Raw genomic sequence first — 26510 nt, forward strand, 5'->3', positions numbered from 1 at the left:
AAAGGAATCCAGACATGTCCTCCTCGCGCACCACCCTTCGCACCACCGGTGTCGCCGTCCGCGCGATGCTCGTCCTCACCCTCCTGCTCGGGGTCGGCTACACCCTGCTGGTCACCGGCATCGGCCAGCTCCTGCTCCCCTGGCAGGCCAACGGCTCACCCCTCCCCGACGAGCGGGGCAGCTCGCTGATCGGCCAGTCCTTCACGGATGCCGACGGCAAGGCCCTGCCCGAGTACTTCCAGTCACGCCCCTCCGCGGCAGGCGACGGCTACGACGGCGCGGGATCCAGCGGCAGCAACCTCGGCCCCGAGAACGCCGACCTGGTGACCGCCATCGAGGAGCGCAAAGCCGCGATCGCGGAGCGCGAGGGCGTGGATCCCTCCCAGGTGCCGGCCGACGCGGTCACCGCATCCGGCTCGGGGCTCGACCCGCACATCAGCGTCGCCTACGCCCGGCTCCAGGTGCCGCGCGTGGCCGAGGCCCGCGGCCTCGAGGTGCAGGAGGTGCGCGACCTCGTGGAGTCTAGGATTCAAGGGCGGGATCTGGGATTCCTCGGTGCGGAGCGCATCAACGTCGCCGAACTCAACCTCGCGCTCGATGATCGGGAGGGCGAATGACCGCAGCGCCGCTTCGCCGACCTCAAGGCCAACCGCGCCGGGGGCGGCTCCGAGTACTCCTCGGAGCCGCCCCCGGCGTCGGCAAGACCTACGAGATGCTCGCCGAGGGGCGACGTGTCCTCGACGAAGGCCACGACGTCGTCATCGCGATCGTCGAGACGCACGACCGCGCGGCGACCCACGCCCAGACCGTCGGCATCCCCGAGGTCCCGCGCCGGGTCGACCTCCACCGCGGCATCGCCCTGACCGAGCTCGACATCGACGCCGTGCTCGAGCGCGCGCCCGAGATCGCCCTGGTCGACGAGCTGGCGCACACGAACGCCCCGGGCTCGCGCAACGCGAAGCGCTGGCAAGACGTCGACGAGCTGCTCGATGCGGGGATCGACGTGGTCACGACCGTCAACGTGCAGCACATCGAATCGCTGAACGCCGTCGTCGAGAAGATCACCGGCATCGCGCAGCAGGAGACGATCCCGGATGCCGTGGTCCGCGCCGCCGACGAGATCGAGGTCGTCGACCTCGCCCCGCAATCGCTGCGAGATCGACTCTCCGCAGGGCTCGTGTACCCGGCAGAGCGGATCGACGCCGCCCTGTCGAACTACTTCCGTCTCGGCAACCTCACCGCGCTGCGTGAGCTGGCGCTCCTCTGGCTCGCCGACGAGGTCGACAGCGCCCTGCGCAGCTACCGCGCCGAGCAGGGCATCGAAGGCAACTGGCAGGCCAGGGAGCGCGTGGTCGTCGCGCTGACCGGAGGGCCGGAGGGCGAGACGCTGCTCCGCCGCGGCGCCAGGATCGCCGCGCGCTCAGCCGGCGGCGAACTTCTGGCCGTGCACATCTCCGCCCAAGACGGTCTGCGCGACGAGACGCCTGGTGCTCTCGCCGCGCAGCGCACGCTCGTGGAATCGCTCGGCGGCTCGTACCATCAGGTCGTCGGCGACGACATCCCGGCCACCCTCGTCGAGTTCGCGCAGGGTGCTGACGCCACTCAGCTCGTGATCGGCGTCAGCAGGCGCAGTCGGCTCACCGCCGCGCTCACCGGACCGGGCATCGGCTCGGAAGTCATCCGCCGCTCGGGCGACATCGACGTGCACATCGTCACGCATGCCGCGGCCGGCGGGCGGATGGTCCTGCCCCGCATCACCGGCGGAGCACTGGGCTGGCGTCGGCAGCTCCTCGGCTTCGGCGTCGCCCTCGTCTTCGGACCGATCCTGTCGTGGATCATGTTCACGTTCCGCAGCCCCGAGTCGATCACCGCCGAGGTACTCGCGTATCAGCTGCTCGTCGTCGTCGTGGCGTTGATCGGCGGCATCCGCCCAGCTGTCTTCGCGGCTGTGCTCTCGGGCGTCACGCTCGACTTCCTCTTCGTCGCCCCGCTCTTCACCATCACGATCGCCCATCCGCTTCATGTACTCGCCCTCGCGCTCTACGTCCTCATCGCGATCCTCGTCAGCATCATCGTCGACCAGGCGGCACGGCGAGCCCGCATCGCTCAGCGCGCTGCCGCCGAGGCCGAGCTGCTCGCCGCGGTCGCCGGCAACGTGCTCCGCGGCGACAACGCCGTGCTGGCCCTGGTCAGCCGCACCCGCGAGGCGTTCGGCCTGAGCGGCGTGCGCGTGCTCGCCCCCGACGGCGAGGTTCTCGCGAGCGACGGCGAGCCCGTGGCCGACGGCCGTGCCACGACCATCCCGGTCGGTGTCGTCCCCGGCGGCGGACCCCGCGCGGTGCTGGAGCTGAACGGCGAGCCGCTCGCAGGCCCCGAGCGCCGCCTGCTCGACGCGATCGTCGCCCAGCTGTCGGCCGCGATCGAGCACACCGACCTGCGTGCGACGGCGAGTGAGGCCGAGGCGCTGGCCGAGACCGATCAGGTGCGCAGCGCCCTGCTGTCGGCCGTGAGCCATGACCTGCGCCGCCCGCTCGCCTCGGCGGTCGCGGCGATCGGCGGTCTGCGCGGCGCGCACGGACTCTCGCCCTCCGATCGCGAAGAACTGCTCGCCACCGCCGACGAGAGCCTCGCGACGCTGTCGACGCTCGTCACCGACCTGCTCGACGTCAGCCGGGTGCAGGCGGGCGTGCTCGCCGTCTCGTCCTCTCGGATGGATGCCGCCGGCAGTGTGCTCGCCGCCGTCGACGAACTGGGCCTGGGACCGGGCGACGTCGAGCTGGCCCTCGACCCCGACCTGCCCCCGCTGCACGCCGACCCCGTGCTGCTGCTGCGCGTGCTGGTGAACGTGATCGCCAACGCGCACCGACACTCCCCCGACGACACACGGGTCATCGTCTCCACGAGCGCACTCGGCGACCACGCCGAGATCCGCATCATCGACCGCGGCGAAGGCGTCTCGCCCGAGCGACGGGATCGCATCTTCCAGCCGTTCCAGCGCTTCGGCGACACCGACAACACCACCGGACTCGGACTCGGACTCGCCCTGTCGCGCGGGTTCACCGAGGGCATGGGCGGTACCCTGACACCCGAGGACACGCCTGGCGGAGGCCTCACCATGGTCATCTCCCTGCCACTGGCCGCAGGACTTGCCGACACGGAGGGCACGGAGTGAAGCTCCTCATCGCCGACGACGACCCGCAGATGGTGCGGGCGCTGCGGATCACCCTCGCCGCGCACGGGTACGAGGTCGTGGTGGCCGCAGACGGTGCAGCCGCGATCGCCGCAGCCGCCCAGACCCACCCTGACCTCATCATGCTCGACCTCGGCATGCCCCGGCTCGACGGCATCGAGGTGATCCAGGCGCTGCGCGGATGGACGAACGTGCCGATCATCGTGGTGTCCGGTCGCACCGGATCCGCCGACAAGGTCGAAGCGCTCGACGCCGGCGCCGACGACTTCGTCACCAAGCCCTTCCAGGTCGACGAGCTGCTGGCGCGGCTGCGGGCGCTCTCCCGCCGCTCGGTGCCGGCGAACGGCGAGTCGACGGTGGCGTTCGGGGAAGTCCTGGTCGACCTCGCCACCAAGACCGTCACCCGGGGCGGCGCGCGCGTGCACCTGACCCCGACCGAGTGGCGCATGCTCGAGCACCTCTCCCGGCATCCGGGCGCCCTGGTCACGCGACAAGACCTGCTGAAGGAGATCTGGGGCAGCGAGCAGGTCTCCGACTCGGGCTACCTGCGCCTGTACATGTCGCAGCTGCGCAAGAAGCTCGAGCAGGAGCCGGGTGCGCCCGTGCACCTACTCACCGAAGCGGGGATGGGTTACCGGCTCGTGCTCTGAGGTGCGGCACGGCGGCGGCGCAGCGATGCGACGACCGCGACCAAGAGCAGCACGACGGCGACGACGATCGCAGTGATGGCGGTGGGGATGCTCTCGGGCTCCCCGGTGAGGCGTCCGACGGCGAGCCAGACCAGACCCCAGGCCGTCGCGAGGGCAGGGGCGATGCGTCCCGTGGCCCAAGCCGCGGCGGCTCCGATCACCAGGACGACGGCGAGTACGGCGATGGCCCAGGCATCCGCCGCCTGCGCCCAGCTCTCGGGAGCGATCTGCGTCAGCCACGCGGCGGTGTTCGCGACGGTGGCGATCGTGACCCAGCCGAAGTGGAGGCCGTTCGCGCCGTCGGTGAGGATGCGGTCGGCGAGGGTGCGCGCCGGAAAGCGGCCGAGCACCACGATCACCCGAGCGAGCACGGCCAGCAGCAGCGCGATCACGACGACGGTGAGCCACAGTGTCAGGAACTGCGCGGTCACCAGCCAGAGGCCGTTGAGCACCATCGATGCGGCGATCCATCCGCCCACGGCCTGCTGGCGGGGATCCTGCCGCTGCGACGGCAACGTCTGCCACACCGTGTACGCGATCAGGCCGAGGTAGATGAGCGACCAGATCGAGAACGCCGGCCCTGCGGGCGCGAGATACGAGCCCTGGGCGGAGAGAGCTCCGTCCTGCAGATCGTCGACGGATGTCCCGCCGAAGGCCCCGGCTCCGACGGCGGCCGCGATCAGCATGAACGTCGCCGCCGCGATGATCAGCGACTGACGACCGATGCCCTTCGTGCGTGATTCCATGGCTCGCACGCTACGGGCGTCGGGTCCCGAGCGCATCGGGGTTGACACTCCAGGCCGATTTCGGTAACCAGGTGAGACAAATACTGAGCATCGTGCTCTCGGTCGCGCAACCGCCTTGCGCCCCACCGCGAGACTGGTAAGGATCGGCGCATGGCATACATCACCGTCGGCACCGAGAACAGCACCCCGATCGAGCTCTACTACGAAGACCATGGGGCAGGGCAGCCCGTCGTCCTGATCCACGGCTATCCGCTCGACGGCCACAGCTGGGAGCGTCAGACCCGCGAGCTCCTCACCCAGGGCTACCGCGTCATCACCTACGACCGCCGTGGGTTCGGCCAGTCCTCGAAGGTGCACACCGGGTACGACTACGACACGTTCGCCGCCGACCTGAACGCGGTGCTCGAGACCCTCGATCTGCGCGACGTCGTGCTTGTCGGCTTCTCGATGGGCACCGGAGAGCTCGCCCGCTACGTCGCGAAGTACGGCCACGACCGCGTAGCGAAGCTCGCCTTCCTCGCCTCGCTCGAGCCGTTCCTCGTGCAGCGTGACGACAACCCCGAGGGCGTGCCGCAGGAGGTCTTCGACGGCATCGAGGCCACCGCGAAGGGTGACCGCTTCGCGTGGTTCACCGACTTCTTCTCGAACTTCTACAACCTCGACGAGAACCTCGGATCGCGCATCAGCGAACAGGCCGTGACCGCCAGCTGGAACGTCGCGGTCAGCAGCGCGCCCGTGGCCGCCTACGCCGTGGTCCCGACCTGGATCGAGGACTTCCGCTCCGATGTCGAAGCCGTCCGCGCCGCCGCGAAGCCGACGCTGATACTGCACGGCACGAAGGACAACATCCTCCCGATCGACGCGACAGGGCGCCGCTTCCACCGAGCGGTGCCGGATGCCGACTACGTCGAGGTCGAGGGCGCCCCGCACGGCCTGCTGTGGACCCACGCCGACGAGGTCAACGCCGCGCTGAAGGCCTTCCTCGCGAAGTAGGCCAGCCCCGCCGCATCCGCCCCGCCGCCCGGCGCCGGCATCCGCGCTCCGGTCGCGCCGGCATCCGCGCTCCGGTCGCAGTTGCTGTCGCTTCGCTCGCGAACATGGCGACAGCAACTGCGACCGGAACGTACGACGAGGTCGGCCCAGAGCCCAGGACCAGGCGCCAGACCGGAACGGGCGACGCGGTCGGGCCGGAGCCCAGGACCGCGGAGGATCGACGACCGCGGGTCAGCCGCGCATGGCGACGCCGCGGCGCCAGTAGCCCATGAAGGCCACCTGTCCACGGTCGATGCCGAGGTCCTTCACCAGGTGGCGACGCAGTGTGGTGACCACGCCGCTCTCCCCCGCGATCCAGAAGTAGCGTTCGGCCGGGGCATCCACCGCGGCGATGTCCTCACCGAGGCCGGAGTACTCCGGCGTCTCCCACAGCAGGTCCTCGCCGTCGATGTCCTTCACCCGGATCTCGTCCGCGGCGTCGGCATCGCCGAGGTGCGCGAGCACGGCCGGGATGAGGCGCAGGCCGTGCGGCTCCCCGGCATCGCGGGGCAGCCAGTGCACCTCGACGCCTGAAGGCACGTCGATGCGCAGGATGTCGGCCGGAGAGGGCACCTCGATGAAGGCGACACCGCGCAGGTCGCGAGGCGCGTCTTCCAGGATGCGCGCGATCGCTGGAGCGGCCGTCTCATCACCCGCGAGCACGACCGATGCAGCGGTACCGGGGGCGAACTCGGCCCCTCCGTGCGCGTCGACATCGACCCCGCGACGCGGCCCGACCAGGTAGAGCTCCTGCCCGACCGCGGCCTGGCTCGCCCACAGCGACGCGGGCCCGGTCAGCCCCGGCTCGAGGTGCAGCACGAAGTCGACGTCGACCTCGGTCCCGCCCTCGGCGTCGACGCGCAGCTCACGCACGGAGTAGGTGCGCATGGACCCGCGCTCATCCTCCGGCACCGCCAGGAACGCCTGCCACCAGTTGTCCGACGCCCGGTCGAGGTCGGGCAGCACCCCGGATGCCGGCGGGAAGACCAGCTTGATCCGGCTGTCGAACACCTCACCGGGGGTCCCGAACTCGCTCAGCTCGTCGCCGCCGAAGGTGACCCGCACGAACGAGGGCGAGACGCGCGCGACCGCACGCACCTCGGCGCGCGTGAGGATGTAGGTCGGCCGCTCGGTGGTGGTCGTCTCAGCGGACATGATGCCTCCCGATGGGTGTGACCATCGGCTTGCCGGAGACCGGGTCGATGGTGATCTGATTGGCGAGACCGAAGACCTCTTCGACGAGTTCAGCGGTGACGATTTCCTGCGGGATGCCCGTCGCGTGCACCCGACCGTCCTTCATGGCGACCAGCTCGTCGGCATAGCGGGCAGCCAGGTTGAGATCGTGCAGCACCATGACGATGGTCGTGCCGCGAGAGACGCTCAGGTCGGTGAGCAGGTCGAGCACCTCGACCTGGTGGGCGACGTCGAGGAAGGTGGTCGGCTCGTCGAGCAGCAGGATGTCGGTCTCCTGCGCGAGCGCCATCGCGATCCACACGCGCTGGCGCTGCCCACCCGAGAGCTCGTCGACGCTGCGGTCGGCGAGGTCGGAGATCCCGGTCGCATCGAGGGCGTCAGCCACCACCTCGTAGTCGTGCGTGCTCCAGCGCGCGAGCATCTTCTGATGCGGATGCCGTCCGCGACCGACCAGGTCGGCGACCGCGATGCCTTCAGGGGCGACGGGCGACTGCGGCAGCAGGCCGAGGATGCGCGCGACCTCCTTGGTGGGGCGGGCGTGCACCGACTTGCCGTCGAGCACGATCTGACCGTCGGTCGGCGAGAGCAGGCGCGCGAGTGAGCGCAGCAGCGTCGACTTGCCGCATCCGTTGGCCCCGACGATCGTCGTGATGCGGCCGGGCGCGATCTGCAGATCGAGACCATCGATGATGGTGCGGTCGCCATAAGCGAGCGTGACCCCGTCAGCGGACAGGCTGTGCGAGACGGTCATAGCGAACCCCCGGAGCGGTTGGTGCGGATGAGCAGGTAGATCAGGTACGGCGCGCCGACCACGCCGGTGATGACGCCGACGGGATAGCGGGTGCCGAAGGCGAACTGGCCGATCAGGTCGCCGCCGAGCACGAGCACGGCGCCGACGAACGCCGAGGGCAGGAGCAGGTTGGCCCCCGGCCCCGTGATGCGTGCGGCGATGGGTCCGGCCATGAACGCGACGAACGCGATCGGACCGGTGGCCGCGGTCGCGAAGGCGAGGAGCGCAACCGCACCGAGCATGAGCAGCAGGCGTGTGGCGTTGACCCGGATGCCGAGGCCCGCCGCTGAGTCGTCGCCGAGCTGGAGGGCGCCGAGCGCCCGCCCCTGCGAGAGCATCAGCGGCACGATGACCACCGCGGCGATCGCCATCGGCAGCACTCGCTCCCACGACGCGTTGTTGAGGCTTCCGGTCAGCCACTGCATCGCCGTCTGGATGTCCCAGTTCGCGGCCCGCGACAGCATGTAGGAGATGATGCTCTGCAGCATCGCCGCGACGCCGATGCCGATCAGGATGAGGCGCGTGCCCGCGAAGCCGCCCTTGATCGAGAGCAGGTAGATCACGAAGGCCGTGAGGATCGCGCCAGCGAGCGCGAGCAGCGAGACGATCGGGCCGTTGAGTGACAGCACGATGATGCCGAACACCGCCGCGGCCCCGGCACCGTTGGAGATGCCGATGATGTCGGGGGATGCGAGCGGATTGCGCAGCATCGTCTGGAAGCAGACGCCGGCCATGCCGAAGCCGATGCCGGTGAGGACGGCCAGGACAGCCCGCGGCAACCGCAGGTCGCCCACGGTGAACGATGCCCCCGGCACCGTCTCACCGAAGATGACGCGGATCACCTCACCGGGCGTGTAGAACGTGTTGCCCACCATGAGGGCGACCGCGAAGAGGGCGAAGAGCAGTACACCGAGGACGATCGTGGCGACAGCGTGCCGACGGTGGCGTGATCGGCGCCCGGCGACGATGCGTGCGATCCGGGCGGATGCCGGCTCGTCGACCCGATCGAGGGTGTGCTCGGAGTGCTCGGTCGTGCTCACAGCTCACGCACCTTCTGCCGACGGACGATCCAGATGAAGAACGGGGCGCCGATGATGGCGGTGATGATGCCGACCTGGATCTCCTCCGACGAGGGCGCGATCACGCGGCCGATGATGTCGCTGGCGGTCAGCAGCGCCGCGCCGGCGATGGCCGAGAAGGGCAGCAGCCAACGATGATCGGTGCCCACCAGCATCCGGCACACGTGCGGGATGATCAGGCCGACGAAGCCGATAGGCCCGGCGATCGCTGTGGCCGCTCCCGCGAGGATCACCGCGCCGAGGGCCGAGATCATGCGCGTGCGGAACACGTTCTCGCCGAGTCCCTTGGCCATCTCGTCGCCGAGGGCGAGGGAGTTCATGCCTCGGGAGCAGAGGAAGCAGATGAGGGCGCCGACCGCGAGGACGGGTGCGGTGAGAGCGATGCGCGGCCACTCCGCCCCACCGACACCGCCGACCTGCCAGGACTGGAACGTCTGCAGCAAGTCGACACGGGGCAGCATGACGGCACTGATGAGCGAGGCGAATGCGGCCGAGGTGGCGGCACCGGCGAGTGCGAGCTTGAGGGGTGTGGCGCCCCCGCGTCCGAGCGATCCGACCGTGTAGACGAAGACGGCGGCGATCCCGGCTCCCGCGATCGCGAAGGCCATCTGCCCGTACGGGTCGGCGAGACCGAAGAATGCGATGCCGCACACGACGGCGAGCGACGCCCCATTCGAGACGCCGAGGATGCCGGGGTCGGCGATGGGGTTGCGCGTGACTGCCTGCATGGTCGCACCGGACAGCGCGAGCGCCGCGCCGACCAGAAGGGCGAGGACCGTACGGGGGATCCGCTTGACGATCGCGGCCTCGGCGATCGTGTCGGTGTGGCCGGTGAGGGCCGCGACGATGTCGTCGAACGAGACGGCGCGCACGCCGAACGAGATCGACAGGATGCTGAGCACCAGGAGCACCACGACCCCGACGAGCAGCCAGAGGGTGCGCGCCAGCACCGGGCGCCGCAGGTCTGCGGCGCCCGGTGCTGGCGCGATGACGGTTGCTGAGGTCACTGAGTATTCACTCCGCGGGGGCGGATCGAACGACTACTTGGAGAGCGGTGCAGCCAGGATCGCGAAGTAGTCGCTGAGGCCCCACGGGATCGACAGCGGCGACGGGTTCGCGGATGCGGCGATCGGCGAGGCGTCGGGCAGGATCGCGATGCGGCCCTCGGCGATGGCCGGGATCTTCGACAGCAGGGGGTCGGCCTGCAGCAGCGGAATGATCGACTCGTCGCCATACGTGATGAACAGGTCGACGTCGTCGAACTTCTGCGCTTCCTCAGAGCTGACCGTCAGGTAGAACTCGTTGCTGTCCTTGTTCTCCTCGACGATCGAGGGGAACGGCAGGCCGAGACCGTGGAGGTAGCCGGGGCGGGTGTCGATCGCGGTGTAGTAGCCGATCTGGCTGAGGTCTGTCGGGTCGATGTAGGAGAACAGGACCTTCTTGTCCTTCAGCACGCTGTTCGCCTCGAGCGCCTTCTGCGCATCGGCATCCAGCTGCTTGATGAGGGCCTTGCCCTCGTCTTCGAGGCCCAGTGCCTTGGAGTCCATCTCGATCATGTCGTTGACCGAGGTGCCCCAGGCGACCTCCGGGTACGCGATGACCGGGGCGATCTTGGAGAGAGTGTCGTACTCCTCCTGCGTGAGGCCGGAGTAGGCGGCGAGGATCACGTCGGGCTCGGTGTCGGCGACGGCCTCGTAGTCGATGCCGTCGGTCTCGTCGAAGAGCACCGGAGTCTCGGCACCGAGCTCGTCGAGCTTCTCCTCGACCCAGGGCAGCACGCCGTTGTCGTCGTCGTCGCCCCAGGCGGCCTTGCTCATTCCGACCGGAACGATGCCCAGAGCCAGCGGCACCTCGTGGTTCGCCCAGGCGACGGTCGCGACGCGCTCGGGCTTCTCGGTGATCGTGGTCTCGCCGTAGATGTGCTCGACGGTGACGGGGAAGGCGTCATCGGATGCGGGGTTGCCACCGGTGGTCGACGACGACTGCGGCGCGGAGGACGCGCAGGCGGAGAGGCCGACGGCGAGTGCAGCTGCCGCGCCGATGGCGAGAATTCGAGAAGTGCGCACAGGCGTTCCCTTCGGGTTCGGGGTGAGGGGGCGGCGCAGGAGATGCGCCCAGCCTTTGGTAAGCCTGGCCTAATCTAACACGGAGGTTAGGCGAACCTCACTTTGGAAATTCCTATGCGACGAGCGCTGTGGGTACACAAAAAACCGGCCGGATCCGTGAGGATCCGACCGGTTTCAGGAAGTCAGCGCGCGCTCAGAGAGCGCGGATGTTCGCCGCCTGCATGCCCTTGGGGCCACGCTCAGCGTCGAATTCGACCTTCTGGTTCTCGCGGAGCTCCTTGAAACCGGAGCCGGCGATAGCCGAGTAGTGGGCGAAAAGGTCGTCCGAGCCGTCATCGGGAGCGATGAAGCCGAAGCCCTTTTCCGCGTTGAACCATTTCACAGTGCCAGTGGCCATGTGTTTCTACTTTCTGTTGACTTAGCCGTTTACACGGCCTACGCCGAATCGGAACATCCGACACGCGCGCACAGTCACGCTACCACGGCAGGCTGATGACTGTCACTGAACTGCAGATTCTTCTGCAGAAGCGCTGCCTCGGTGCGCGTGCTCACTCCGAGTTTGCGCAGCACGGCAGAGACATGGACGCTCACGGTCTTCACGCTGATGAACAGCCGCTCGCCGATCTGCTTGTTGCTCAGCCCCTCGGCGATGAGCTCGAGCACCTGCTTCTCGCGCGCGGTGAGCGGGTCGGTGCCGGCGGAGGGTACAGCAGCCTGCCCGGCAGCGGAGCGGAGCCCTGCATCGGCGGCGAACCGCGCGACGGCGGTCTGCAACTGCGCATTCCCCAAGGCCTCCGCGAACTCGGCCGCCTCGGCGAGCACGGACGACGCCGCAGCACGATCGCCGTCGTGCACGAGCATCCGCGCACGCTCCAGTCGCAGGACGACCCGGAACGTGACCGGCACGTCGTCTCCGTCGGCACGCCGCATCGCGTCGTCGATGGCGTCGGGGCGCGGGTCGAGCAACGCGTCGAGGATCGTCGACCAGGCATCGCGCTGCAACTGCGCCGGTTGCGCGAGCCAGGCCGCGCGAAGGGTGCCGGACGCTGCGGTGACGTCAGCTCCCTCGGCACGCAGCTCGGCGATGATCGCTCCCCCTTCGAGCAGCAGACGGCGCTGATGAAGGAGAGCAGGCTGATCGTCTTGCAGCATCTCGAGGATCGTGTCGAGCGCACCGCGGAGGTCGCCCTCGCTCTCGGCTACCGCGACCGTCATCATCACCCGGTCGTACCAGATCTGCCGCTCCGAGGCACCGGTCTCCTGGAACGCCGGCAGCCAGTCGCGCAGCATCTCCGCGGCCTCGGCCGAGCGTCCGCGCCAGGCCAGCACCCGCACGCGCGTCATGCTCATGTACATGCGGAAGACGCGCAGTGTCCCCTGCACGAAGTCTCTCGACAGCATCTCTTCGACCCGCTCGATCTCGCCGAGTTCGAGCAGGGGCACGACCATGTTCTGCGCCATGATCGACCCCGAGGTGCGTTCGACGCGGAGCTCGCGAGCCCGACGCAATCCTTCTTCTGCGACCTCGACCGCCTCGCGGTAGCGCCCGAGCAGCGTGAGCAGGTCGGAGTAGTTCACGCGATAGCGCATCTCGGCGGTCGAGCCCGTCGCGAGTTCACGGGCCCGTTCGTATTCGCGCACTCCCGCCTCGACCTCGCCCAGGTGCGCCAGCGAGCCTCCGCGGACGTTCGCCGCGATCGACAGCTGGTCCGTGGACTCGGCTCCCGCCGCCCCGCGCTCTGCCTCATCGGCAAGGCGGATCGCCTCTTCGCGGTCGCCCGCGATCATTCGGCGGCTGGCGAGCTGGTTGAGCAGTTCTGCCCGGAACACCTCGTCACCGATGCGCTCCTCAGCGATGGCCAGCGCCTGCTGCAGCAGCGGGATCGCCCCGAGGCGCCCGAGATTGACGAGGTACAGCGCCTTGTTGCGGAGGAGTCGTGCGTGCAGGCGCGGGTCTACCGTCGCGGGGTCGACCTCGGCGAGTGCCACGTTCGCCACCGCGAGCGCACGCTCCCCATCGCCCGCGTTGCGCAGGATGGAGCCCAGCACGAGAAGCAGATCGAGACGCTCGACGCGTGCGGCCTCGGTCGGATCGGGCACCAGCGGCCACAGCTCCAGCGCGAGCTCGCCGAAGCGGGCAGCGCTCGCGAACGCGTACTGCGCCTTCGCGTGGCGCATGGCATCGGCGGCGGCGACGAGTGCCTTTCTGTTGTCTTGTGCGAGTTGCCAGTGATAGGCGAGCGCGGCGGCGTCGTTGGTGTCTGAGCCCACGCACTGCGCCTCGAGCGTCTCGGCGTAGGCGCGATGCAGCCGCGCCCGCTCTCCGGGGAGCAGATCGTCGTGCACGGCCTCGCGCAGGAGCGCATGCCGGAACCGGTAGTCGTCGTCGCCCACGACGAGGATGCCACTGCGGGTCGCCTCGCGGATCGCCTCATCGAGGCGCTGCTCGGGGAGGTCGACGAGGCGCGTGATCAGAGGGTGCGACAGCGGGCGCTCTGCACCGGAGACGACCTGCACGACGTGACGCGCATCGTCGCCGAGCCTGTCGAAGCGGGCCAGGAGCAGGTCGCGAAGCCCGTCGGGGAGGGGTCCGTCCGTGCATCCGGCGATCTCTTCGATGAAGAAGGGGACGCCCTCGGCCCGCTCCTGCATGCGGTCGAGCGCTGTCTCGGTGAGCGGGCGGCCGGTGATCTGCTCGGCCAACTCGCGCACGGCGGCGTCGTCGAGCCTGGCGAGGGTTACGTGTTCGAGCAGTCGGGCCCTCGTGGCCTCGCCGATGAAGCGGCTCACCGCGTCGCCACGGCGAACATCGTCGCTGCGGCAGGTGATGAGCAGCAGGATGCGCCCGCGGCCGAGCGCACGCAGGAGAAAAGAGAGGATGGCGAGCGTCGACTCGTCAGCCCAGTGCAGGTCTTCGACCACGAGCACCTGCGGGGCGCGTTCGGCAGCCGCCTCGATGAGAGAGGCGATTGCGTCGCGGAGGCGCTCAGGGCTCGTGCGATCGCGGTCGGTGGGCGAATCGGCGAGCTCGGGCAACAGCATGCCGAGCGCTTCAGCGCCGACCCCGACCGACTCTCGCACCCGGTCGACGCCCATGCGCGTGACGATGGAGCGGAGGATGCCGGTGAGCGGGCCGTAGGGCGTGCGCGATGCGCCGAGGTCGAGGCACCAGCCCACGTGCACATCGGCGGTCTGCTCGATCTCCGCCGCGAACTCTCGCAGCAGACGCGACTTGCCGATGCCGGCCTCACCCTCGACGAGCAGGGCTGCAGGGACCCCCTCGCGCACCCCGGCGAACGACCGGCGCATCTCGGCGAGCTCGGCCGCACGACCGACCATCGCAGCGCTCGAAGCGGAAGGGGGCATGGACTCATCGTCCCACCCCCGACCGACATTCGGGGCGGCCTGCGTCTCGATCCGAGCGACGACGGCACTCACCGCGCGGTGGCGGTTTCGCAACCGGTTGTGGCGCGCGCGGTCGACGCGCTGCGGGTCGTGCTGCCGGCGGTGCGACCGGACAAGCGGCGCAGCATCCGGCGCATCGCCCCCGCAGGACGCGGCACGATCTGATCGGCGTGCTCGAGCAGGAACAGTCGCCGCGCGGCGGCGCGCTCCATCTGCTCCTGGTCGTGCTGGGTGAGCTGCTGGCTGAAGTACGGGTGCTCGAACATGGGGTTCTCCTCGACGGTTCGCTGTATCCCTACACTCCGCTCTGAGGTACCCGGCCGACATCGGACAGATGCCCTATCTTTCGCCGGGCTGGGACTAGGGATGCCGCGGGTCCGCCGCCGTCGGCCGTCACCCCACATCAGGCCGTCGCGCCGCAGCAGGCCGATCTGCGCCAGAACGGCCTGATCTCGCGTGTTCGCCTGACCCGGCAGGAGGGACCTGACCCGGCAGGAGGCAGAAGTGGAAGCCGCCGGTCTAGCGAGGAGGAGTGCCGAGGCGCAGCAGCGCGCGCCGCGCCGACGGGCGCGACTGCGAGGGCACGAGGATCGCGAGCACGCGCACCAGGGTCGCCATCCACAGCAGTCCGAGTCCGACGATGACTGCTTCGAGAGCGGTAGCCGGATACAGGCCGAACGGGACCCACAGCACGACAGCGACCGCGATGAGGAGACCGACGCCGATCGACGTGATCAGCAGTGCACGGGCATGCCCGGGAATCGAGGTCACGGTGGTCGCGGCCGCAGCAGCGAACAGCACCAGCGTCGCGAAGGCCGCGATGTCGTGCGGGATCGGCGCCCGGTGCAGCGGCAGCAGCCCTACCGCGGCGAGCGCCAGGCCCGTGGCCGCCCACAGCGCCACGACCCCGGCGATGCGCGGGAGCGCGGCATCGCCGAGCAGGCGGTGCAGGTCGCGGCCGATGTACGAGCCGACGGTCGCGATGAGAAGGCCGGCGACCAGGAGCGTGCCGTTGAAAGCCCAGGATCCGGATCCGAGCTGCGAGAAGTTCTGCTCCCACCAGCGGGGGTCGGCCGCGGTGACCATCGCGAAGAGCGTGCCGATCACGAGGAACCCGAACAGGAGGGCGGCGAGGTCGGCCGTGCGCAGGTCGACTCCGGCTCCGAACGCGAAGCGCCCGCCGACTGCGGACGCCACCCCCGTCAGGAGTCCGCCGCCGATCGCCGCGAGTTGCAGGCCCTGGAGCCCGGCCGCGAGGACTTCGGCAGCCAGCAGCACCCCCATCATCGTGACGGCCCCGAACGCGACGGTGAGAGCGCCGGTCGAGAGGTCGGAGACCACTGCCTGCCACCGCGGCATCGGCGTCGTCTCGCCGCGGCGGTGCATCAGCGTGCTCGCGAGGAACGCGACGGCGGCGACCACACCCGCGATCACCGCGGCCGGCATCGCGAGCGCCCCCTCCCCCGTGAGCGGGCGCGCCTCACCGCCCAGGAAGAGCATGCCGACAGACGTGCCAGCCACGAAGCAGACCACGGTCGCCCAGACCGCCCTCGTCTCACCCCGCAGCTTCGCGTCCTGCTCCATGCGCCCATGCAAGCACGCACCTCGGACGCGGGGAAGGCCCGCTCGGTCGGCGGCACCCCGAGAACGGTCGAGTCCGTCAGGCGTGTTGCAGTGCCTTGGGAGTGAAGTAGGTGACTTCCCCGGTCTCGTCTTCGATGCCGAAGATGAACTGTCCCGAGGGCGTCGCGCAGATGTCGATGACCTTTCCTCGTGAACGAGGAGTGACGACGTCATCGCCCGGCTTGAACGTGGTCTTCGTCATGTCGCGATCGTACAACGCGCGCCGGGACACCCGACGCTCAGGCCGCCAGGCGACCTACCGCTCTGGCGCGGATGAGCACCGCGGTGCCGTCGGAGTAGGCCACCGGGAGCTCCTCCACGGCGACGACCTCGATCGTCGCGGGGTCCGCTCCCGCGAGCCGGGCACGCTCGGTCGCCTCGGCCGCCGCATCCGCGCGGGAGGCCCGCTGGTCGGTGGGGTCGACGCGATAGATCTTCTCGATCTGACCGGCGACCTCGCCGAGAGCTGCACCCACCGCGTTGGCCGCGCCGAAGTGATCGGGGCGGATCAGTTCGGCGACGCCGTCGAGCTCGGTCGGGGCGATGATGCCGCCCCCGCCGACGAGGATCACCGGCACGGGGGCCGCGTTCGGTTTCATCCGGTCGATCGAGTCTTCGAGGATCTCCCGCATCGCGGTCCATGCCGCAGCGCCGACCGCCCCAGGAACGGCCGGAGCATCGAGCCCGTCGATCTCGGCACCGCCGACCGCGAGGGCGATGTCGGTGGCCGTGAGGGTGCTTCCCCCGAAGGCCAGACCTTCCTGTGGGAGCCGATAGCCGACGCTGTCGGGGCCGACGGTCGTACCGTCAGCGGTCTCACGGATGATCGTGCCGCCGCCGAGGCCGACCGACAGCACGTCCGGCATGCGGAAGTTCGTGCGGATGCCGCCGATCTCGACCGCGTGCGCCGACTGCCGAGGGAACCCGTCGACGAGCACGCCGATGTCGGTCGTGGTGCCGCCGATGTCGACCACCAGGGCATCCGTGGCGCCGGAGAGGTGTGCGGCACCGCGGATGGAGTTCGTGGGCCCGCAACCGATCGTCAGCACCGGGAACTCCAGCGCGTACTCGAGCTGCATGAGGGTGCCGTCGTTCTGGCCGAAGTAGGGGGTGGCCGGGATGCCGCGTTCGCGCAGGGCAGCGACGAAGCCCGCGGCCATCTGCCGGAGCGTCTGCATCAGCGCCGCGTTCAGCACGGTCGCGTTCTCACGCTCGAGCAGTCCGAGCGAGCCGATGCGCGCCGACCGCGAGACGGGAACACCCAGCTCCTCTGTCACGATCTCGGCGACCCGCTCCTCCTGGCTCTCGTCGATCGGGGCGAAGACCCCGACGACGGCGACCGCGTCGACCTCGCCGCGCATCCGTGCGCAGGCTTCGCGCACGGCATCCTCGTCGATCGGGGAGAGCACGCGTCCGTCGACCTCGAAGCCCCCGGCCAAGAGGTGGGCGTGGTCGCCGATCGCCGCACGCAGGTCGTCGGGCCAGCCCTCCAGCGGCGGGACGGCCGTGGTGGCCGGTGCACCGAGGCGGAGGATGCCGACACGACCGAGGCCGCGCCGCTCGACGATCGCGTTGGTGCAGTGGGTGGTGCCGAGCATCGCATGCCCGATCAGGGCGGCATCGACTCCGGAGGCCGCGAGCACGGCATCGATCGCCGCGGCAACGCCGTCGCCCGTGTCGGCCGTGGTCGGGCGCTTGACCGAGGCGACGACGTCGAGCCGCTCGTCGAGGATCACTGCGTCGGTGTTCGTGCCGCCGACGTCGATGCCGATGCGATACCTGCCGGCCATCACGCGGCCTCCTCGTCCGTCGTGTGCGCACCGGAGCGCTGCGCGATGTCTTCGACCGGAACCCACTCCACGTCGTATCCGAAGTGGGCGGGACCGGCGGTCTCCAGGCCGATCGGCGTTCGCCACTTGTCGTGGCAGGGAATCGCGATGACCGCGACCCGAGCGCCGTAGCGGAGGGACTCGGTCGTGATCGGCATCCCGGTCGACAGGTCGAGCACCGCGATCAGGTCGGGCGTGACCGCCGCCAGCACGCCGTCGCGGCGGCCGAGCAGCATCTCGTTCTGGAAGTCGAGGCGGAACGCGCTCCCCCGGTCGGTGCCGACGCCGACGAGCTCGGCCGCCCCGCGGGTGAAGCCGCCGTCGACGGAGCGCTGCAGGTCAGCCACCTTGCCGTCGAACAGCCGCACCGCATCGAGGTCGGCGCACAGGGCGTCGATCCGCTCGTCGTCGCGCAGCTCGCGTCCGGCAGCGTCTCGTCCCCGCAGGATTCGTCCGATGCGCTGGGCGAGCCCGAGGGTTCCGGGGATCGCGCACTCGCGCACGACCTCGCCGCCGTAGGCGTAGTCGATCATGGTCGCCCCTCCGCCCATCTCGACCGTGACGGCCCGCGCGATGCGCTCCGACCAGCCGCCGTCGACCGGTCGGCTCACCACCTCGTTGCCGTGGTGGTCGACCAGCACGGTCGTGCCCGGTCCGTAACCGGCCAGGTGGAAGGTGACCATCTGCGCCTCGGGGAAGGCTCGTCCCATCGCGTCGCCGTCGACCACCGGAAGACCGGCGAGGGCGGCTGCCGCGATCGGGATCATGGAGTTGCCGCCGCCGACCTCGATCGGCATCACGGCAGTGGCCTTGCGGCCGACGGCGCGCTCGATCGCGTGCAGGGCAGCGAGCAGCTCGGATTCGGCCTGGATGCGCTCGACACTCACCGACGGCGCACCGATCCCGCCGATCGGGATGACGAAATCGTCGTCGGTCAGGTCGTCGACCGCCACCAGCGGCACCGGTCCGTGCAGACGGATCAGGCGCTTGGCGATCAGCGAACCGACGTGGGGGTCGCCCCCTCCTCCGGTACCGAGCACGGCAGCCCCGAGAGCGATCTCGTCGATGTCTGCTTCTGTGAGGAAGGGCGCGGTGGTGCCGGAGGTCATGCGTTCACCTCATCCGTGACGGATGCCGCGGCATCCTGCTGCACGCGACGCCGGAACGGCAGCAGCGCGAGGTAGGCGACGAAGCCGACGAGGAGACCGTCGAGAGCCGAGATCGAAGTGATCGTGAACCAGCCGAAGCCGGGCCCGTCGGCCGGGTTCGTCGTCGCGACGGCCACGAAGATCCCGACCACCCACGCCGCGATCGACCAGCCGTCGACCAGCGGCACCGTGGCGCCGTGCGCCCAGCGAGCCGTCTTGCGGCCTGTGAAGAACGACGCCAGGTAGACACCGCCGTAGGGGGCGATGATCGTGCCGATCACGAGGATGAACTGCACGAAGTAGTCGGCCGCCCCGATCACACCGACGACGATGCCGATGGCGCCGAGCACGATCGTCACGGTGCGCCGGCTCAGTCGCTCGCTGATCGACGCGAACGAGAGTCCGGCCGAGTAGAGGTTGGTCGTGTTCGTGGTCCACTGCGCGAGGATCAGCACGATCACGGCGACGCCGCCGAGGCCGAGCGCGAAGAAGATCGCCATCAGCTCCGTGCCGTTCATGATGCGCGCGAGCAGGATCGCGACGACCAGGATGATCGAGTTGCCGAAGAAGAAGCCGACGAACCCGGCGATCATCGCCTGCTTCGGGGTCTTCGCCCAGCGGGCCATGTCGGGGGCGAGCACGACACCGAGGATGAAGATGCCCATCACGAGCGACACCGCGCCGCCGAAGGTGAACGTCGCCTCGACGGGAGCATCCAGTCCCGCCGAGCCGTTCACCGTGAAGGCGACGATGACTCCGACGATCAACAGCAGAAGCAGCAGCGGCACCGCGAGCGTGCTCAGGCGGTTGATCGAGCGGTAGCCCCAGAACGCGGTGATCGCCATCAGCACGCCGCCGATCGCGGTGAACACCTGCACCGGCACGTCGATGCCGGTGAACTCGGTGAAGGCGATCTGCGCGTTCGCGCCGAAGAAGCCCGCCTGCACGGCGTACCAGCCGACGAGGCTCACGGCGATCGCCAGTGCGAGGATCGCGCCGCCGATGCGGCCGAACACGGCGCGCGAGATCATCGCGGTGGAGAGGCCGGTGGCGGCTCCCACGTAGGCGCAGGCCATCGCGAGCAGCCCGAGCAGGAGCGAACCGAGCATCGTCGCGCCGATCGCCGGCCAGAAGGCCATGCCGGAGGCGAGCGAGACGCCCAGGAACGCCCCGGAGAGGTCGATGCCGATCGCGATCCACACGGTGGCGATCGACAGCCAGCTCTTGCGCTGATCCTGCGGCACGACGCCGTGCTCGTAGTCGGTGGAGGTCATCATCTATTCCTTGAGAAGTGGCCCTGCGAGTCCGTCGGCGGGGATTCGGGTTCCCGGAGTGCGGACGACTCGCAGGGCGGGTCGGGGGCGGCCTGTCGTTTCGGCCGGATCTTGCGATGCCGGTCGGAGTTCGTGGCTCCGAGCCGGCGAGGGGTGTGCCGCATCGGTGCGGCGGGATTCATCGGGAGAGGATCGTGGAGAGGTGTCGCCAGGCCTGGTCGAAGCGCTCGCGGTAGACCTCGGGCGTGTAGTGGGTGAGCTGGAGGAACAGCCCGTCCATGACGACGAACACCAACGCCGTGAAGCCGTCGGCGTCACCGGCTGCGAAGGTGCCGGCCGCGACACCGTCTTCATAGGTACGGCGCACGGCGGCAGCGAGCGTCGATTCCGAGTCGAGGAAGATCTGCCGCAGCTGCTCGCCGCCGGGGCCGTACTCGGTGACGGCGGCTCTGAGGCTGAATTCCGCGAGGTCGGGCCGGTCGCGGTAGTAGGCCTCGATGCCACCGAGGAGGTGCTGCAGACGCGCGAGCGGCTCCATCTCGGAGCTGCGTCGCACGAGCTCGTCGAAGAAAGAGGTGTGATCGACCGAGACCGCGGCATACACCTCGGCGTAGAGCGCCTCCTTGCTCGGGAAGTGCGCATAGAGAGAAGGCGTCTTGATCCCGACGGCCTCGGCGATCTCGCGCAGGCTCGTCTCGGCGTAACCCTGGCGCGCGAAGATCGTGCGGGCCTCAGCGAGGATCGTTGCTCTGGTCATCTTCTACCTAACGACTATTAGTTAGGCAGAGCGTAACCCCGCATCTCCCCGTGACGCAAGAGCCGTAGAGAGATGCAGCGAGGCCCCGCAGGATCAGGGAGCGGGAATCGACACCACGGCGTTGCTCTTGCGCGCCTCCTCGGCGAGCCACACGATCCGGTGTGTGGCGAGACTCTCGGCAGGACCGGACAACAGTCCGGAGCGGTTCCCCGTGCGCAGCGCCTCGAGGAAGGCATGGACGAGCGCATCGTCCGCGCCGCCGTGCCCATCCGCAGCGCTCGCATTGCCCCGCGACTCCGGCACGACCTCGTACTTCTCGTCGCGCGCGAAGTCATGGACGATGAGGGTGCGGCCATCGCCCTCGATACTGCCCGCGGTGCCGAACAGACGCGTCTTGCGGAAGTCGAGCTCGGTGAAGGCGGTGACCGTGAACGATGCCGTCACACCGCCCCGATACTCGATGTTGACCACCTGATGGTCCACGACATCGTTCTGCCCGTCGAAGACGCAGCGACCGTACGGCCCATCGCGAAGGGCTCGATCGACCCCCGCTGCCGAGACGTCGGTCGTGAGTACCGCGAGTGGCCAGCGCTCGAACGTCTCGTCTCCGAGGAACCCGCGATAGATCTTGGTCGCCGAGTAGGCGCACGAGTTCTGGAGCGGGCAGTCGAGACAGCGCGCGGTCGCCTCAGCCGGCTTGTTCTCCGGACGGAAGTGCAGCAAGCTTCCGAACGACGAGACCCGCTCCGCAGGGAGTCCGACGATGTACGAGAGCCAGTCGATGTCATGACTGCTCTTGGTGAGCAGCATCGGACCGGAGTCTTCTTCCCGCGCCCAGTTCCCCCGCACATAGGAGTGCGCGAAGTGCCACCATCCGATCGGTTCGAGATGCTCGACGGACACGAGATTTCCGATGGCACCGTCGTCGAGCAAGCTCTTGAGCGCGCGGGAGTAGCCGGAGTACCGCATCACGTGACAGACGGCGAGCATCACCCCCGCGTCTTCTGCCGCGGCGACGATGCGGGCGGATTCCTCTTCAGTCGGCGCGATCGGCTTCTCGAGCAGCAAGTGATAGCCCGCCCGAGCGAGGCCGATCGCGGGTTCGGCATGCAGTCGATCCGGGGTGGCCACGACCGCCGCATCCGCGACTCTCTCTGCACGGACGGCGACGTCCTCCCAGGTGTCGAAGAGCTCGACCGGCTGCGCGGCGAACTCCGCGAGGAACACTCTCCGCCGCTCCGGATCCGGCTCGACCACAGCGGTGATCGTCGCTCCCTCCGCCACTGCGCGCCGCGCATAGCCGGTGCCCCGCGATCCCGCCCCGATGATCGCCAGGCGGAGTGGATCTGCGACGGTCATTTGAGTGCTCCTTGGACGAGGCCCGCGACGAATTTGCGCTGGAAGATGAAGTAGAGGACGACGATCGGGACGATCACGATGATCGTGCCGGCCGCCAGAAGCGGGATGTTCTCGCCGTACTGCTGCACGAAGGTGCCGAGTCCGGACGGGGCAGTCCGTCGTGCGGGATCGCGGATCAGGATGAGCGCGAGGAGGAACTGGTTCCACGCCCACATGAAGGTCAGCAGCGCATATGTGATGATGGCCGGCTTCGCCCCGGGGATGAGGATCTGCATCAGGGTGCGGAATCGACCGGCACCGTCGAGCTGCGCAGCTTCGATGAGCTCGGGCGGCACAGACTCGAAGTGCGTGCGCATCCAGAAGATGCCGAAGGGCATGAAGGCGCCGACCAACGGCAGGATGACCGCCCAGTATGTGTCGATCAACCCGGTCGACCTCATGGAGAAGTAGAGCGGGATGACGATCGCCTCGTAAGGGAGCGTGAGCCCGGCGAGGAAGAACGCGAACAGCACGCCCTTCGCAGGCATCCTCATCGTCCCCATCGCATATCCGGCGAGGGTGGAGCAGATCACCGAGATGGGTACGACGACGACTGCGATGATCGCGCTCGAGGCGAGCAGCGAGCCGAAACCGGCCATGCTCCAGGCGGTGAGGAAGTTCTCCCAGTGCGGCTCGGCCGGCCAGGTCAACCGGGGCACCAGGGTGCCTGACGGCTGGAGGGCGGCGGACACCAGGGCGAGGAACGGGAGGATGACGCTGAGCACGGCGACGAGGAGGAAGCCCGCGGAGAGCAGGCGGGAGGTACGTGATCTCATGCGTTGCGACGTCCGATCCTGCCGATGACGGCGACGAACACGAGGATGATCGCGCTCAGCACGGTGGCCAGAGCACAGGCGAGCCCGACCTCGTTCGATGTGAAGACGAGCTTGTAGATGAGCACTCCCGGCACGATCGTCTGGTAGCCGGGACCACCGCCGGTCGTCACGTAGACGATGTCGAAGCTCGCCAGCGCCGCGATCATGGTGACTGTGGTCGCGACGACGACCTCCGCCCGGACTCCGGGGACGGTCACATGCCAGAACTGTCGGATCGGACCGCAGCGATCGAGGCGCGCCGCCTCGTAGAGCGACGGATCGATCTTCTGGATGCCGGCGAGCAGCAGCATCATGCACAGGCCCGTGGTCACCCAGGTGCCGATCACTCCGACCGCGGGGTAGGCCCAGGTGAAGTCGCCGAGCCATGCCCGCGCCACATCCCCCAGCCCCATGGCCGTGAGCACCTGGTTGATAGGCCCGTCGGCGGCGTAGAGGTAGCGCCACACGACGCCGACAGCGACGAGCGGGAGGATCTGCGGGAGGAACAGCACCGTGCGGACGAAACCCGAACCTCGTCGAGGACGAGCAGCGATCACCGCGGCGATGATGAGTCCGAGGATGACGGGGAACACCGTGTAGAAGACGATGAACCCGAGCCCGTTGCGCAGTGCGACCAGCAGTCGCTCATCGGTCGCGACCTTCACGTAGTTCTCGATGCCGGCCCAGGTGGCGGCGCCGATGCCGTCCCATTCCCAGAACGACAGCCAGATGCTCTGCACCCAAGGAGCGATGGTGAATGTGCCGTAGAACACGAGGGCCGGCAGCAGGTACAGGAGCGCGCTCCAGCCCCGACGGGAGGGACGGGAGGAGGCGACCTTGGGGCCGGACTCCTCCCGCTCCCGAGACGAAGTGGTCGTCATCGATCAGCCGGCGTGGGCGGCGGCCCAGTCGCCCTGAACCGATGAGAGGAAGGCGTCGACGGTCGTCTGACCGGCGATGAGCTGCTGCGTGCCCGCCTTGAGCGCGTCGTTCATCGTCGCGGTCGCATTGTTGTTGAACGCGACGAGCCCATCGGCGTCGGCGATCTGCGCCCACGCGGCGACGATGTCGCCCTGGAGGGTCCCGTCTTCGGCCACGGCCACGGTCGGGTCGTTCGGCATGAAGCCCTGTGCGAACTGCTGCTCACTCGCCTCGGGCGAGCGCAGGAAGTCGAGGAACGCCGCGGCCTCGTTCGGATGCTCGCTCTGCGAAGAGATGGCGTATGCGACCGAGGTGCCGATCCCCGTGACATTCTCGCCGGGGAAAGGAAGGAAGCCCGCATCGGCGCCGAGGCCGTCGCCGATCTTGCCGGCGTCCCAGATTCCGTCGACAAGGAAGAGCCCCTTACCGGCGATGAAGTTGTCGACGGCGCCCTGGAGGTCGGTGCCGTTCACGGTGGTCGGGTCGCCGAGGTAGCCCGCCTTCTGCCAGTCGACGAGCGTCTGCGCCGCGTCGCGGTTCGCATCGGTCTCGAAGGTCTCGCCCTCGTGCCCGAAGGCCCAGGCGTTGGCGGTGTCGGCACCGGACGATCCTTGACCGAGCAGCTGCACGACGAAGGCGGCATGCCCTTCGGCGTTGCCGACCTGGACCGGAAGCGCGCCCGCGGCGGAAGCCGTCTGCAGCGCCTTCTCGAAGTCGGCCGGCGACTGCGGCGCCTCGATCCCGAGCTGCGCTGCGAGCGCCTTGTTGTAGTACGCGCCGACCAGCGAGAAGCCCGCCGGCGCCGCATAGAGGGCGCCACCCTCGCCCAGCGTGGTGCCGTCGTCGGCGACGCGCCACTGGTTGAGCTGGTTGGCGGGGTAGAAGTCGTCCCACCCGTAGAGACCGGCGTAGTCGTCGAGCGGCAGCACGAGCTTGTTCTTGACGGTGTTGGCCACGGCGTTGAGAAGCACGATGTCGGGCGACTGGTCGCCGGACAGGTTCAGGTTCACGCTCTGGTTGTAGTCGTCGTAGTTCGTCTGGGAGTACTCGATGGTGATGTTCGGGTGCTCAGCCTCGAAGGCCGCGATGGTCGCCTCCGTGGCGGCTCCGGACTCCGGGGTCGACATCAGCGTGAGCGTGATCTCGTCGGTGGTCAGCTCGGTGCTGGCTTCGACGTCTGCTGCGGGACCGCTGGTCGTCGCGCCGGGTGCGCAGGCGGTGAGAGCGATGCCGAGGAGGGTTCCGGCCGCAAGCGGCGCGAGGACGAGTCGGGTGCGTCTTTGCATGAGTGTGTCGCCTTCGGGTGAGGGGAGCGTATTTTGCAACACTCCGGGGTAATTCATAATTTAGAACTCGACGGGCCGCACTGTCAAGCGACGTGCGCACCGGATGTGATAGTCAGGACTCGTGACATCTCAGCCGCTCGGCACCGACCTCGCAGCCATGCGGCGACTCAACGACCACGCCGTGCTGACAACCCTCTGGGAGGCCGACGGACCGTTGACCGCCACTCAGCTCGCGACCGTCACCGGCCTTTCCCGCACCACCGTCGAGGCCGTGCTGCCCGGGATGCTCGAGAGCGGGCTCGCGCTCGCCGAGCAGTTGCGCCCCAACCGAGCCGGGCGCCCAGCGAGGGGCTACAGCTTCGCGGCCGAGCACGGCGTGTCCGTGGGCATCGACATCGGCCCGCACGGCATCGCCGGCATCGCCGGCGACCTGCGCGGCACGGTCATCGCGCCGCACCGCCGGATCGAACAGGACCTCTCCGACGGGGAGGACGCCGTCGCTGCCGTCATCGACCTCGTCAACACGCTGCTCGACGCGGCGCCGGCCACCCGCGAGCTCGCGGCACTCACAGTGGGGATCCCCGGCATCGTCGACGCGAGCGGACACCCCGTGAAGACGACCGTCGTCCCCGACTGGCTGGCCGCCGACATCGACGCCCACCTGCGGCGCGCGTTCCCCGAAGCGAAGATCGCCTTCGACAACGACACCAAGCTCGCGGCGATCGCCGAGATCGAGAGCGGCGCCGTCGGCCCAGATGAGACCGCCGTCCTGCTCAGGATCGGCAACCGGATCTCCGCGGCCTCCATCGTCGACGGCCGCGTCGCCCGAGGCGCACACGGTGCGGCGGGCGAGATCGGGGCACTCGGCCGCGTCGCGTGGCCCCAAGCGCAGCAGCGCCTCACGACCCGCGCCGCCGGCCAGATCGAACGCCTGTTCCTCGGAGGCGATGATCTGTCCGATCAGGCCGACGCCGCCGTCTCCGAGTTCGCGGCGGACATCGCCGACGGCCTCGGCGCCCTGGTCCTCGCGATCGACCCGCACGCCGTGGTGATCAGCAGCAGCATCCCTGCCGCATCCATCCGGCTCGCCGAAGCCCTGAGCCGCGAGCTGAGCGGGCGGGCTCTGTTCCTCCCCGAGGTGAGGGCGTCCGTGCTGGGCGCGGCAGCCCCCTGCCTGGGAGCTCTCGCTGTAAGCACGACGGCCGTCCATGAGCGGTTGTTCGACCGCGAGTATTGACAATTACGCCAGAGTCCGGGTTAATTACCTC

General features: G+C 69.2%; 24 protein-coding genes. 5 read left to right on the forward strand and 19 right to left on the reverse strand.

Features of this window, described 5'->3' with window-relative positions; translation table 11 throughout:
* The first annotated feature begins 14 nt into the window (after window positions 1-14).
* From kdpC to CQ040_RS10080, 3 genes are read left to right on the forward strand one after another with little or no spacing between them, the layout of a single operon-like run.
* Window positions 15-617, forward strand: coding sequence for a K(+)-transporting ATPase subunit C (kdpC, locus tag CQ040_RS10070; protein ID WP_105527229.1), 603 nt, complete (start codon window positions 15-17; stop codon window positions 615-617).
* The gene (locus CQ040_RS10075) at window positions 614-3172 is read left to right on the forward strand and encodes an ATP-binding protein (RefSeq protein WP_105527230.1); all 2559 of its coding nucleotides are present in this window, start codon (window positions 614-616) and stop codon (window positions 3170-3172) included. The genes kdpC and CQ040_RS10075 overlap by 4 nt, the downstream gene beginning before the upstream one ends.
* The gene (locus tag CQ040_RS10080) at window positions 3169-3840 is read left to right on the forward strand and encodes a response regulator (protein ID WP_105527231.1); all 672 of its coding nucleotides are present in this window, start codon (window positions 3169-3171) and stop codon (window positions 3838-3840) included. The genes CQ040_RS10075 and CQ040_RS10080 overlap by 4 nt, the downstream gene beginning before the upstream one ends.
* Here the strand turns inward: CQ040_RS10080 and CQ040_RS10085 are convergent.
* Window positions 3822-4625: a tryptophan-rich sensory protein gene (locus tag CQ040_RS10085; protein WP_105527232.1), complete on the reverse strand. Its 804-nt coding sequence runs from the start codon at window positions 4623-4625 to the stop codon at window positions 3822-3824. The genes CQ040_RS10080 and CQ040_RS10085 overlap by 19 nt on opposite strands.
* A 150-nt stretch (window positions 4626-4775) precedes the next feature.
* Here CQ040_RS10085 and CQ040_RS10090 point away from each other — a divergent pair, with 150 nt between their 5' ends.
* On the forward strand, window positions 4776-5618 hold the full coding sequence (locus CQ040_RS10090; protein ID WP_105527233.1) for an alpha/beta fold hydrolase: 843 nt from the start codon (window positions 4776-4778) through the stop codon (window positions 5616-5618).
* Window positions 5619-5849: 231 nt separating this feature from the next.
* Here the strand turns inward: CQ040_RS10090 and CQ040_RS10095 are convergent, their stop codons facing one another.
* From CQ040_RS10095 to CQ040_RS10170, 18 genes are all read right to left on the reverse strand, one after another.
* A complete protein-coding gene (locus tag CQ040_RS10095) occupies window positions 5850-6812 on the reverse strand; it encodes a siderophore-interacting protein (protein ID WP_105527234.1) in 963 nt (320 codons plus the stop codon).
* Window positions 6802-7602, reverse strand: coding sequence for an ABC transporter ATP-binding protein (locus tag CQ040_RS10100; RefSeq protein ID WP_105527235.1), 801 nt, complete (start codon window positions 7600-7602; stop codon window positions 6802-6804). Before CQ040_RS10100 ends, CQ040_RS10095 begins: the two co-directional genes overlap by 11 nt.
* Window positions 7599-8681 carry an iron chelate uptake ABC transporter family permease subunit gene (locus tag CQ040_RS10105; RefSeq protein ID WP_105527236.1) on the reverse strand — a complete coding sequence of 361 codons (1083 nt, stop codon included), beginning with the start codon at window positions 8679-8681 and terminating at the stop codon, window positions 7599-7601. The genes CQ040_RS10100 and CQ040_RS10105 overlap by 4 nt, the downstream gene beginning before the upstream one ends.
* The gene (locus CQ040_RS10110) at window positions 8678-9727 is read right to left on the reverse strand and encodes an iron ABC transporter permease (protein WP_028503033.1); all 1050 of its coding nucleotides are present in this window, start codon (window positions 9725-9727) and stop codon (window positions 8678-8680) included. The genes CQ040_RS10105 and CQ040_RS10110 overlap by 4 nt, the downstream gene beginning before the upstream one ends.
* A gap of 33 nt (window positions 9728-9760) precedes the next feature.
* The gene (locus CQ040_RS10115) at window positions 9761-10786 is read right to left on the reverse strand and encodes an iron-siderophore ABC transporter substrate-binding protein (RefSeq protein ID WP_028503032.1); all 1026 of its coding nucleotides are present in this window, start codon (window positions 10784-10786) and stop codon (window positions 9761-9763) included.
* 193 nt (window positions 10787-10979) lie between these two features.
* A complete protein-coding gene (locus CQ040_RS10120; RefSeq protein ID WP_017831237.1) occupies window positions 10980-11183 on the reverse strand; it encodes a cold-shock protein in 204 nt (67 codons plus the stop codon).
* Window positions 11184-11257: 74 nt separating this feature from the next.
* Window positions 11258-14152 (reverse strand): helix-turn-helix transcriptional regulator, encoded by a 2895-nt coding sequence (locus tag CQ040_RS21170; RefSeq protein ID WP_181156863.1) that lies wholly within the window; start codon window positions 14150-14152, stop codon window positions 11258-11260.
* Between the two features lie 68 nt (window positions 14153-14220).
* A complete protein-coding gene (locus CQ040_RS20690; protein WP_181156864.1) occupies window positions 14221-14457 on the reverse strand; it encodes a hypothetical protein in 237 nt (78 codons plus the stop codon).
* A gap of 253 nt (window positions 14458-14710) precedes the next feature.
* Entirely contained in the window at window positions 14711-15775 is a 1065-nt protein-coding gene (locus CQ040_RS10130; protein ID WP_219844718.1) for a DUF998 domain-containing protein, read from the reverse strand.
* 76 nt (window positions 15776-15851) lie between these two features.
* Window positions 15852-16016, reverse strand: coding sequence for a hypothetical protein (locus CQ040_RS20695; RefSeq protein WP_181156866.1), 165 nt, complete (start codon window positions 16014-16016; stop codon window positions 15852-15854).
* A 37-nt stretch (window positions 16017-16053) separates the two neighbouring features.
* Window positions 16054-17604 carry a hydantoinase/oxoprolinase N-terminal domain-containing protein gene (locus CQ040_RS10135; RefSeq protein ID WP_105527238.1) on the reverse strand — a complete coding sequence of 517 codons (1551 nt, stop codon included), beginning with the start codon at window positions 17602-17604 and terminating at the stop codon, window positions 16054-16056.
* The gene (locus tag CQ040_RS10140) at window positions 17604-18752 is read right to left on the reverse strand and encodes a DUF917 domain-containing protein (protein WP_105527239.1); all 1149 of its coding nucleotides are present in this window, start codon (window positions 18750-18752) and stop codon (window positions 17604-17606) included. Before CQ040_RS10140 ends, CQ040_RS10135 begins: the two co-directional genes overlap by 1 nt.
* The gene (locus CQ040_RS10145) at window positions 18749-20065 is read right to left on the reverse strand and encodes a cytosine permease (RefSeq protein ID WP_258131463.1); all 1317 of its coding nucleotides are present in this window, start codon (window positions 20063-20065) and stop codon (window positions 18749-18751) included. The genes CQ040_RS10140 and CQ040_RS10145 overlap by 4 nt, the downstream gene beginning before the upstream one ends.
* Window positions 20066-20243: 178 nt before the next feature.
* Window positions 20244-20822, reverse strand: coding sequence for a TetR/AcrR family transcriptional regulator (locus CQ040_RS10150; RefSeq protein ID WP_105527241.1), 579 nt, complete (start codon window positions 20820-20822; stop codon window positions 20244-20246).
* A gap of 93 nt (window positions 20823-20915) precedes the next feature.
* A complete protein-coding gene (locus CQ040_RS10155) occupies window positions 20916-22181 on the reverse strand; it encodes a Gfo/Idh/MocA family protein (RefSeq protein ID WP_105527242.1) in 1266 nt (421 codons plus the stop codon).
* Window positions 22178-22996: a carbohydrate ABC transporter permease gene (locus CQ040_RS10160; protein WP_105527243.1), complete on the reverse strand. Its 819-nt coding sequence runs from the start codon at window positions 22994-22996 to the stop codon at window positions 22178-22180. Before CQ040_RS10160 ends, CQ040_RS10155 begins: the two co-directional genes overlap by 4 nt.
* The gene (locus CQ040_RS10165) at window positions 22993-23916 is read right to left on the reverse strand and encodes a carbohydrate ABC transporter permease (RefSeq protein ID WP_105527244.1); all 924 of its coding nucleotides are present in this window, start codon (window positions 23914-23916) and stop codon (window positions 22993-22995) included. The genes CQ040_RS10160 and CQ040_RS10165 overlap by 4 nt, the downstream gene beginning before the upstream one ends.
* A 3-nt stretch (window positions 23917-23919) precedes the next feature.
* On the reverse strand, window positions 23920-25242 hold the full coding sequence (locus tag CQ040_RS10170; protein WP_181156867.1) for an ABC transporter substrate-binding protein: 1323 nt from the start codon (window positions 25240-25242) through the stop codon (window positions 23920-23922).
* Window positions 25243-25363: 121 nt separating this feature from the next.
* Between CQ040_RS10170 and CQ040_RS10175 the strand changes: the two genes are divergently transcribed.
* On the forward strand, window positions 25364-26479 hold the full coding sequence (locus CQ040_RS10175) for an ROK family transcriptional regulator (RefSeq protein WP_105527246.1): 1116 nt from the start codon (window positions 25364-25366) through the stop codon (window positions 26477-26479).
* Window positions 26480-26510 lie beyond the last annotated feature (31 nt).

Origin of the sequence: Microbacterium sp. MYb54, from assembly GCF_002979515.1 — a bacterium.
In the GTDB taxonomy this organism is placed as follows: domain Bacteria; phylum Actinomycetota; class Actinomycetes; order Actinomycetales; family Microbacteriaceae; genus Microbacterium.